The organism is Pseudomonas sp. GL-B-19 (genome assembly GCF_019956415.1).
Taxonomy (GTDB): Bacteria; Pseudomonadota; Gammaproteobacteria; order Pseudomonadales; family Pseudomonadaceae; genus Aquipseudomonas.
Genome location: NZ_JAHBDK010000091.1, coordinates 1 through 10,435, shown reverse-complemented (window position 1 = coordinate 10,435; position 10,435 = coordinate 1). Strand labels below are relative to the sequence as shown.

At 58.8% G+C, this 10,435-nt stretch carries 9 protein-coding genes; 4 read left to right on the top strand and 5 right to left on the bottom strand.

From position 1 onward, the window contains the following. Positions 1-225: 225 nt before the first annotated feature. The 5 genes from KGB06_RS27845 to KGB06_RS27825 all read right to left on the bottom strand — a co-directional run bounded on the left by KGB06_RS27845 (position 226) and on the right by KGB06_RS27825 (position 5,544). Entirely contained in the window at positions 226-852 is a 627-nt protein-coding gene (locus tag KGB06_RS27845; RefSeq protein ID WP_027924854.1) for a transcriptional regulator, read from the bottom strand. A gap of 89 nt (positions 853-941) precedes the next feature. Beyond that, positions 942-2,069: an NAD(P)/FAD-dependent oxidoreductase gene (locus tag KGB06_RS27840; RefSeq protein ID WP_223521463.1), complete on the bottom strand. Its 1,128-nt coding sequence runs from the start codon at positions 2,067-2,069 to the stop codon at positions 942-944. A gap of 147 nt (positions 2,070-2,216) precedes the next feature. Beyond that, entirely contained in the window at positions 2,217-3,164 is a 948-nt protein-coding gene (locus KGB06_RS27835; RefSeq protein WP_223521461.1) for an ornithine cyclodeaminase family protein, read from the bottom strand. A 139-nt stretch (positions 3,165-3,303) separates the two neighbouring features. Further along, positions 3,304-4,791, bottom strand: coding sequence for an ATP-dependent RNA helicase RhlB (rhlB, locus tag KGB06_RS27830; RefSeq protein WP_223521459.1), 1,488 nt, complete (start codon positions 4,789-4,791; stop codon positions 3,304-3,306). Between the two features lie 96 nt (positions 4,792-4,887). Next, positions 4,888-5,544 (bottom strand): alpha/beta hydrolase, encoded by a 657-nt coding sequence (locus KGB06_RS27825; protein ID WP_223521457.1) that lies wholly within the window; start codon positions 5,542-5,544, stop codon positions 4,888-4,890. Between the two features lie 466 nt (positions 5,545-6,010). Between KGB06_RS27825 and KGB06_RS27820 the strand changes: the two genes are divergently transcribed. From KGB06_RS27820 to KGB06_RS27805, 4 genes are all read left to right on the top strand, one after another. Next, positions 6,011-7,042, top strand: a complete 1,032-nt coding sequence (locus KGB06_RS27820; protein WP_223521455.1) for an amino acid ABC transporter substrate-binding protein — start codon at positions 6,011-6,013, stop codon at positions 7,040-7,042. Positions 7,043-7,107: 65 nt separating this feature from the next. Beyond that, positions 7,108-8,289, top strand: coding sequence for an amino acid ABC transporter permease (locus KGB06_RS27815; protein WP_223521453.1), 1,182 nt, complete (start codon positions 7,108-7,110; stop codon positions 8,287-8,289). A 10-nt stretch (positions 8,290-8,299) separates the two neighbouring features. Further along, positions 8,300-9,397, top strand: a complete 1,098-nt coding sequence (locus tag KGB06_RS27810) for an amino acid ABC transporter permease (RefSeq protein ID WP_223521451.1) — start codon at positions 8,300-8,302, stop codon at positions 9,395-9,397. Between the two features lie 10 nt (positions 9,398-9,407). Continuing rightward, positions 9,408-10,172, top strand: a complete 765-nt coding sequence (locus KGB06_RS27805) for an amino acid ABC transporter ATP-binding protein (protein WP_223521449.1) — start codon at positions 9,408-9,410, stop codon at positions 10,170-10,172. Positions 10,173-10,435 lie beyond the last annotated feature (263 nt).

The window sequence follows — 10,435 nt, the reverse complement described above, 5'->3', positions numbered from 1 at the left end:
TCGTACAGGCCGACACATCGGTTGAAGACAGGGACTGTTTAAGCGTCGTATTCTTTTTCATGGACTCGCCCTCGCTGCCGTTGGCTTCTTAGACTGCCACCGTGGCGCATTGACGCCTCGGCGTGGGCGAGTCCATCCAATTACAATGGACCTGTGTATGCAGGACCAATGTAGGAGCGGGCTTGCCCGCGAAGGGGCCCTTTCAGCCAACACACCTCGTTGGGCTCAGCCCTTCAATTCCTTCAAATGCTTGTAGACCGTCGCCCGCCCCATGTTCAGCACATTGGCCACATAGTTCGATGCGCTCTTGCCCTTGAAAGCCCCTTCGGCGTGCAGCGCCAAAACCAGTTCGCGTTTGTGGTCGCGTGTCAGCAGGTTCAGGCTCAGTTGACGTTCGCGCAGCCAGGCGTGCAGGAAGGTATTGATCCGCTCTTGCCAGTCATCACGAAACAGTGAGTCCGGTTGCGGAATCAGTTTGCTGGGCGACAGGAACAGGTCGAGCGCCGCTTTTGCATTTTCGAACAGCGAGATGTTCAGGTTGACGCACAGGACCGCGAGCGGATGACCTTCGCTGTCGCGCAATACGGTGCTTAAGCTGCGAATCTTCTGACCATCCCAATTGAGCTTTTCGTACGGCCCAATGTTGGTTTCGCTGACATCGTCGCTGAGCATGTCCTCCAGCGCCGCGTCATCGCCGATTTCGCGTTTGGACAGATTGTTGGCGATGTAGTCGATCTTTTGCGTGCGCAGGTCGTGCAGCACCACCTCGGCATGGGGGAAAAACAGTGTGGCGATGGCATCGGCAATCGCTCGGTAATTGTCCAGCGCCGGGTCTTTTTCAGGTGCGTTCATACAGTGGAGCTCCAGGCAGCGTCAGCGCCCTGCAAAAGGGGCGCTGGAAGTTTGCCGTAATCGTGTCGACACGTCACCTGAACAGGCGATCAGCCGAGGCGAGCGGGGGAGAGCATGCTGGCGTCCAGCCCGAAACGCGTGAGCTGCTCGGGCAGGCTTTCACCGCTTACCAGCGCAGCACTGGCTTGGCCCATGGCCGGCGAAGTCTGGATGCCGTAGCCGCCTTGTGCCGCGACCCAGAAGAAGCCGGGCACATTTGGATCGAATCCGGACAGTAAATCACCGTCGCTGACAAAGCTGCGCAACCCGGCCCAGGTTCGGGTCGGTCGGCGAATGGTCAGGGTGGTGGCCTCTTCGATCTGGTAAATACCCATGGCGATGTCCAGTTCTTCTGGCTGTACGTCGTGCGGTTCAACCGGGTCGGCGTTAGCGGGTGAGCCGAGGAACATGCCGGCGTCGGGTTTCATGTAGAAAGATTCGTCGAGGCTGACCAGCATTGGCCAATTATGGATATCTACGCCCTCAGGGCCGGCGAAGATAAAGGCCGCACGCCGTTTCGGTTGCAGGCCCAGCGGCCGGGCGCCGGCCAGTGCGCCGATTTTGTCAGCCCACGCGCCTGCCGCATTGATGATGACGGGGGCGCTGAAGGTCTGGCCGTTGGTGGTTACCTGCCACACACCCTCGGCATCGCGGGTCAGGCCGAGCACTTCGGTGTCGGTAATGACTTCGCCTTTGTTGCGACGGATACCGCGCAGGTAGCCCTGGTGCAGGGCATCGGTGTCGATGTCGCTGGCGGTCGGGTCGTAGATCGCGCCATGGACTTTTTCCCGGCGCAGGATCGGCATGCGCGCACAGGCTTCGTCGGCACTGAGCAGTTGCATCTCGGGCACCGTCGCTTTGGCGCTGAGGTACTGATTGTTCAGTTCGGCGGGGTCGCCAGTGAAGTCCACGGTCATCTCACCGCGCGGCGTCAGCAACGGGTGTTCGCAGAAACCGGCGGGCGGTGCGTCGAAAAAATCGCGGCTGGCCTGGGTCAGTGCGCGAACCTGAGGTGTGCCGTAGGCGGCGGTGTAGAGCGCGGCGGAGCGTCCGGTGGAGTGATAGGCCGGATGCGATTCGCGTTCGAGCACAATCACCTTGGCCTGCTGCGACAGCCAGAAACCGGTGGAAGCCCCGGCAATCCCGCCGCCAATGATGATGAAATCTGCCTGGCTCATGAACGTCTCCTGATGGGGCGCAAATGCCATTGATATAGAGGAACCCTGTGGGAGCCGGGCTTGCCCGCGATTGCATCACCGCAGCGTGCCTGACGGAGCGAGGCGCCTGCATCGCGGGCAAGCCCGCTCCCACAGTGAGTTGTGGTGTCAGTGCTGTAGGTGGTAGATGGCATTGGCCAGCGCGATGTCTTCCAGGCCCAGGCCGATGGAACGGAAGAACACCGGCCGGTTGTAATCGGGGCGCTGCACCTTGCCGCTCAGCAGATCGGGCAGGTCGCCGACTATTGCACTGCTGTCCCAGCCATGTTGCTCACCAGCAATCAACATCTCACCCGCCGAGCCCGGCGTTGTCAGGCGATAGTCGCAGAACACCTGCATGTCATTGAGGCTCTGCGGCGGCACTTCGTGGGCGCGCGGGGCGTTGGTGCTGATGGAGGTGATCAGCGCTGGTTTGCTCAAGCTTGACGGGTCGATCACCGGGCCTGCGGACGAGGTGCACAGCATGATCACGTCGGCGTCCTGAATCGCCGCTTCATGACTGTCGACGATGGTCAGTCGTGGGTCGAGGCTTTTGAGCTGATCCAATGCGTCTGGATGCTTGTCGCTCAGGCTCGGCGAATACAGGGTGATGCTTTGCCAATCACGCAGGTCCTTGACGTAGTGGAGGTGCGCCTGGGCGACTTTGCCGCTGCCGATAATCGCCAGACGCTGCGCCTCTAACGGCGCCAGTGCATCGACTGCTACGGCGGTGGTTGCGGCTGTGCGTGCGGTGGTCAATTCACCGGCATCGCAAAGCAGCAACGGCTGGCCGGTCTGCATCGACATCAGCAGTGTCCACGCGGTCACCAGCGGACCTTGTTCACGCACGATGTACGGCGACGTTTTAACCCCGTAGACACCGTCTTGCGCCAGTACGCCGAGGTAGTTGATGAAGTCGCCAGCGCCCTGAGGGAATTCCACCAGTTGCTGCGCCGGTTGTACGGCTTGGCCCGCGGCCAGGTCTCGGAACAGCTTGCGCAGGATCTGCGGCACGTCAACTTTCGCCAGCAACTCGCGGGCCTGAGATTGGGGGATCACGTAAGGCGTACTGGACATGGCCGGCTCCGGGTGCTGAATTAAACTAATTTGTCCATTATGGACTTTTAGTTGTCTTGGGCAAGCTCCTGTTGAAAAAAACCAGGCGAAAAAAAAGCGCAGTCCGTTTCCGGCTGCGCCTCTTTCTGCAAATCCCCGGTTACGGGCGTTTGCGCTCAACCGCCCGCAGTAGATGCGTCGGTGGTGTTTCACAGCTGATCTTGCGACCTAGCAACGCCTCGATGGACGGTAGCTGGTAAGAGTCATCTTCACCGGCGAAGCTGATGGACACGCCATCGGCGCCTGCCCGACCGGTACGACCGATACGGTGTACGTAGTCGTCCGGGACTTCCGGAAGGGTGAAGTTGATCACGTGGCTGATGCCGTCGATGTGAATGCCGCGACCGGCGACATCGGTGGCGACCAGTACGCGAATCTTGCCTTCGCGGAAACCTTCCAGAGTCTTGATGCGCTTGTGCTGCGGCACATCGCCGGACAATTGCGCGGCGTTGACGCCATCACGCACCAGGCGTTCTTCAATGCGGCGTACTTCATCCTTGCGGTTGGCAAATACCATCACTCGCTCCCAACCGTTGTCGTTGACCAGGTTGTAGAGCAGTTTGTATTTGTCCGCACCGGCGACGGCGTAGATGTGCTGCTCGACGTTTTCGCTGGCCACGTTTTGCGCTTCGATCTCGACGATCGATGGCTCGGTGGTCCATTGCTTGGCGAGGTTCATCACGTCTTCGGTGAAGGTTGCGGAGAACAGCAACGTCTGACGCTCGTTCTTCGGCGGCGTCTGGCGAATGATCTGACGCACTTGTGGGATGAAACCCATGTCGAGCATCCGGTCGGCTTCGTCCAGCACCATGACTTCGACCATGTCCAGGTGCACGTCGCCGCGCTGGTTGAAGTCGAGCAAACGGCCCGGGGTGGCCACGAGGATGTCGCAGTGACGGGCTTCGAGGTGCTTGAGTTGTTTGTCGAAATCCATGCCACCGACAAACGTCATCACGTTGAGGCCGGTGTATTTGGTCAGGTCGGCCGCATCCTTGGCGATCTGCACCACCAGTTCGCGGGTGGGAGCAATGATCAGCGCCCGCGGTTCACCCATGTAACGCTCTTTCGGCGGCGGGGTTTGCAGCAGCTGGGTGATGATCGAAATCAGGAACGCGGCCGTTTTGCCGGTGCCGGTCTGGGCGCGACCGATGGCGTCTTTGCCCGCCAGGGTGAAGCCAAGCACCTGCGCCTGGATCGGCGTGCAATACGGGAAACCGAGGTCCTGGATGGCGTGCATCAGTTCCGGGGCGAGTTTGAAATCGTGGAAGCGGGTTTTGCCTTCCTGGGGTTCGACGACGAAATCTTCGAGTTTCCAGGGAATGACGGGTGCCTTGGGCTTGGGTTCGCGACGCGGTTTTGCCGGTTTCGGCGCTTCGCTGCGCGGCTGTTCAGAGGCAACGACCGGGGCAGTTTGGGTGGCCGGTGTGGTCATCGGCTCGTGTTTCGGTACCGCTGCGGTTGCGGTCCGGCCAGGCTGATTACCGTCGGTGCGGTGGCTGGGGGTATGAGACGGAGCGCTGGGAACTGGCGCGAGCTGCTCAGTCTCGCTTTTACCGAACATTTTCTTGAGTGCTTTGAGCACGGTCATCTCATCAATTGGTTAAGGAATGTACGCCGGCCAGTGTAATGCAAGAATCGGGCGCGGCGTAGTGGGATGATCAATGGGCTGCGTTTCGCATCACAGTTAACGCAAACGCTCGGCAAGCCAGACGCCGATGTCGCGAATCTCTTCGGGTAACACTTCGTGGCCCATTGGGTATTCCTGCCATGTCGCGGTGACACCATGCTGCTTCAAATGCTCATAGGCAGAGCGGCCCATGGAGTTTTGCACCACGTCATCGTATTGACCGTGCAAAGACAGCACCGGAATACGCTGCTGGCTGGCTGAAAGCTCAAGCTGATCGCTGAACGTCGGGGCATAAGTGGAGAGGGCAAGTACGCCACCCAGTGGCCCCTGCCATTTCAGGAATGCGGTGTGCAACACCACGGCACCGCCCTGGGAAAAACCTGCCAGAAATATCCGCGAGGCGTCTATTCCGCTGGCCTTTTGCTCTTCGATCAAATCAAAGACCCGCTGCGCGGACGCTTCCAGCTGATCGCGGTTGATCGCTCGCGCCGGGCTCATGGCCAATATGTCGTACCAGCTCGGCATCTCGTAGCCACCATTAATGGTGACCGCGCAAGTCGGTGCCTGCGGGAGAACGAAGCGGGTGCTCAGCAGTTTTTCCTGCAAGGCTTCGGCGACTGGCAGGAAGTCGTAACGATCGGCACCCAAGCCGTGAAGCCATATAACGCAAGCATCTGCGGGCTTTACGGGGTGAAGAATAAGGGGCTCGGTCATGGCTGCTCCAATGTTGTGCGCGCGCTCTCATTGGGTGCGAGACCCGAGTACGCGTCTGGTTGATCAGTTAATAAGATGTCGCAAGGCTACAAGTTTTGCTATTGACCTGTCGCGCAATTGCTTCAGCAAGCGGTCTGGTACGGGCTTTGCTAAGGGGAAACGGTGCAACCCATCTCGCGCCTTGCGGTAACACTATCAGTGTACTGCTGGCCGCGGGATAGCAAAGAATCCGGTGATGGATGTTCGCCAGTGGCCGTTACGGGCTTCGCGAACGTGAAAGGGCTACAGCCCGTTCGGCCGATTGGTGAGAAGTGAGTTATCCATGATGTGGATTTTCTCCTACTAGACTCATAGCGCAGGTCCTACGCCGGTTGACCCTAAAAAAAACCAATAAGGGTCGATTACGCCTCAAAAGGGTGCGGCAGGATTCAGCTCCGACACAACAAGAGCAAAACTGGAGGTTTGAATGAAGATGTTGAAATCCACCCTGGCTATCGTGACTGCAGCCGCAGTACTCGGTATCAGCGGGTTCGCTCAGGCGGGTGCAACCCTGGATGCAGTGCAGAAAAAAGGTTTCGTACAGTGTGGTGTGAGTGACGGTCTGCCGGGCTTCTCGGTTCCGGACTCCACTGGCAAGATCGTTGGCATCGATGCTGACTATTGCCGTGCTGTAGCGGCTGCCGTTTTCGGCGACGCGACCAAAGTCAAATTCAGTCAGTTGAACGCCAAAGAGCGTTTCACCGCGCTGCAGTCGGGCGAAATCGACATTCTGTCGCGCAACACCACCATGACCAGCTCTCGTGACTCAGGCATGGGCCTGAAGTTTCCTGGCTTTATCACTTACTACGACGGCATCGGCTTCCTGGTTAACAACAAGCTGGGCGTGAAGAGTGCCAAGGAACTGGACGGTGCAACCATCTGCATCCAGGCCGGTACCACCACCGAGCTGAACGTTTCCGACTACTTCCGCGGCAATGGTCTGAAATACACCCCGATCACCTTCGACACCTCCGACGAAAGCGCCAAGTCGCTGGAATCCGGTCGATGCGACGTTCTGACTTCCGACAAGTCCCAGCTGTTCGCCCAGCGCAGCAAGCTGGCCTCGCCGAAGGATTACGTGGTACTGCCGGAAACCATTTCCAAGGAGCCTCTGGGCCCGGTCGTGCGTAATGGCGACGACGAGTGGCTGGCTATCGCGCGCTGGGTTGGCTACGCCATGCTCAACGCTGAAGAGGCAGGCATCACTTCGAAGAACGTCGAAGCTGAAGCCAAGTCCACCAAGAACCCTGACGTTGCCCGTCTGCTGGGTACCGATGGCGAATACGGCAAAGACCTGAAAGTGAAAAAGGACTGGGTCGTCCAGATCGTCAAGCAAGTCGGCAACTATGGCGAAGTGTTTGAGAAAAACCTCGGCAAGAACACTCCGCTGGAAATCGACCGCGGGCTGAACGCCTTGTGGAACGCTGGCGGCATTCAATACGCACCACCAGTGCGCTGATGGTTCTATCACCCGGCGGGCCAACCGCCGGGTGATGTTCTGTTCCATTACATCCGGGGCACTTCATGCAAAATTCAATCGGCGCACCAAAGCAGAGGCTCAGCCTCAGCGATCCCAAAGTGCGTGCGTGGGTATTTCAGATCATCACCATTGTTGCGGTGGTCTCGATGGGCTGGTATCTGTTCGACAACACGCAGACCAACCTCCAACACCGGGGCATTACCTCCGGTTTCGACTTTCTGGAGCGCAGTGCCGGTTTCGGCATCGCTCAAACCCTGATCGACTACACCGAATCGGACAGCTATGCCCGGGTGTTTGTCATCGGCCTGCTAAACACCCTGCTGGTGACCTTCATCGGCGTGATCCTGGCGACGATCCTCGGGTTCATCGTCGGTGTGTCACGGCTGTCGAAGAACTGGATCATCGCCAAGCTGGCAACTGTTTATGTGGAAGTCTTCCGCAATATTCCGCCGCTGCTGCAAATCCTGTTCTGGTACTTCGCGGTGTTCCTGACCATGCCGGGGCCGCGCAACAGCCATAACTTCGGCGACACCTTCTTTGTCAGCAGCCGCGGCCTGAACATGCCCGCAGCGTTGGTAGCGGACGGTTTCTGGCCGTTTGTGGTCAGCATCGTTGTGGCCATTGTCGCCATCGTGCTGATGAGCCGCTGGGCGACCAAACGCTTCGAAGCGACGGGCGTGCCGTTCCACAAGTTCTGGGTTGGTCTGGCGCTGTTTCTGGTGATCCCTGCGCTGTGCGCCTTGATCTTCGGCGCGCCGCTGCACTGGGAAATGCCGAAGCTGCAAGGCTTCAACTTCGTCGGTGGTTGGGTGCTGATTCCCGAACTGCTGGCATTGACCCTGGCCTTGACGGTGTACACCGCGGCGTTCATCGCCGAGATCGTGCGCTCGGGCATCAAGTCGGTCAGCCACGGCCAGACCGAAGCGGCCCATTCGCTCGGCCTGCGCAACGGTCCGACCCTGCGCAAGGTAATCATCCCGCAAGCGCTGCGCGTGATCATTCCACCGCTGACCAGCCAATACCTGAACCTGGCGAAGAACTCCTCGCTGGCGGCCGGTATCGGTTATCCGGAAATGGTTTCGTTGTTTGCCGGTACGGTGCTGAACCAGACCGGGCAGGCAATCGAGGTGATTGCGATCACCATGAGCGTGTACCTGGCGATCAGTATCAGCATTTCCCTGCTGATGAACTGGTACAACAAGCGCATTGCGCTGATCGAGCGGTAAGGAAAAGCGCATGAGCACTCATACTTTCAAACCTGACATGCCGCCACCGAACCGCAGCATCGGTGTCGTGGCGTGGATGCGCGCCAACATGTTCTCCAGCTGGCTCAACACCCTGCTGACCCTGTTTGCGTTCTACCTGATTTACCTGGTTGTCCCGCCGATCCTGCACTGGGCGATCCTCGACGCCAACTGGGTTGGCACCAGCCAGACCGACTGCACCAAGGAGGGCGCCTGCTGGGTGTTCATCCAACAGCGTTTCGGCCAGTTCATGTACGGCTACTACCCGCCGGATCTGCGTTGGCGCGTGGACCTGACCGTGTGGCTGGCAGTCATCGGCGTGGCACCCCTGTTCATCTCGCGCTTTCACCATAAAGCGGTGTATGGCCTGAGCTTCCTGGTGCTGTACCCGATCATTTCCTGGTGCCTGCTGCACGGCGGCGTGTTTGGCTTGAGCGCCGTGGCGACCAGCCAGTGGGGTGGCCTGATGCTGACCCTGGTGATTGCGACTGTCGGTATCGCTGGCGCTCTGCCGTTGGGTATTGTCCTGGCGTTGGGCCGTCGTTCGAACATGCCGGCGATTCGAGTGGTCTGCGTGACCTTTATCGAATTCTGGCGCGGTGTGCCGTTGATCACGGTGCTGTTCATGTCTTCGGTGATGTTGCCGTTGTTCCTGCCCGAAGGCATGAACTTCGACAAATTGCTGCGGGCGCTGATCGGCGTGATCCTGTTCCAGTCGGCCTACGTGGCCGAAGTGGTGCGCGGTGGTTTGCAAGCGATTCCAAAAGGTCAGTACGAAGCGGCTGCAGCGATGGGCCTGGGGTACTGGCGCAGCATGGGCCTGGTGATTCTGCCGCAAGCCCTGAAGCTGGTAATCCCTGGCATCGTCAACACCTTCATTGCGCTGTTCAAGGACACAAGCCTGGTGATCATCATCGGCCTGTTCGACCTGCTCAACAGCGTCAAACAAGCTGCCGCCGACCCGAAATGGCTGGGCATGGCCACTGAAGGCTATGTGTTCGCGGCCTTGGTGTTCTGGATTTTCTGTTTTGGTATGTCGCGCTATTCCATGCATCTGGAACGCAAGCTCGACACTGGCCACAAGCGTTAGGAGTTCTGTAATGAGCGAAGCAATCAAAAAGCCTGCGAGCCCTGAAGGCATTATTCAGATGCAGGGCGTCAACAAGTGGTACGGCCAGTTCCACGTATTGAAAGACATCAACCTGAACGTCAAACAGGGCGAGCGTATCGTGCTGTGCGGCCCGTCGGGTTCGGGTAAATCCACCACCATTCGTTGCCTCAACCGTCTGGAAGAGCACCAGCAGGGCCGCATCGTGGTCGATGGCGTGGAGCTGACCAACGACCTCAAGCAGATCGAATCGGTCCGCCGTGAAGTCGGCATGGTGTTCCAGCACTTCAACTTGTTCCCGCACCTGTCCATCCTGCAGAACTGCACCCTGGCGCCAATGTGGGTACGCAAAATGCCCAAGCGCCAGGCCGAGGAAATCGCCATGCATTACCTGGAGCGCGTACGCATTCCGGAGCAGGCGCATAAATTCCCGGGGCAACTGTCCGGTGGCCAGCAACAGCGTGTGGCGATTGCCCGCGCGTTGTGCATGAAGCCGAAAATCATGCTATTCGACGAACCGACTTCGGCACTCGACCCCGAGATGGTGAAAGAGGTGCTGGACACCATGATCGGCCTGGCTGAAGACGGCATGACCATGCTCTGCGTAACCCACGAAATGGGCTTCGCCCGTACCGTGGCCAACCGCGTGATCTTCATGGACAAGGGTGAAATCGTCGAACAGGCCGCGCCGAACGACTTCTTCGATAACCCGCAGAATGAACGGACCAAGATGTTCCTGAGCCAGATTCTGCATTGATGTCGGCTGACAGGTAAAACAAACCCGGCCTTGTCAGACTGTGTGAAAACACACTGATGGTGGTTCCAGCAAACGCCCCGACTTGTTCGGGGCGTTTGCTTTTGTGCTCACAGCAGACGAAAAAAGGCTTTTCAGTCCATCAGCGCCATCATCTGACGCACGCCCAGCACGTTAATCGCTCTTTTCAGGTTATAGGCGTTCACCGCCAAGGCCATTTCAGCCCTCGCGCCTTCAAGCTGTTGCAGCAAGAAGCGAGCGTTACC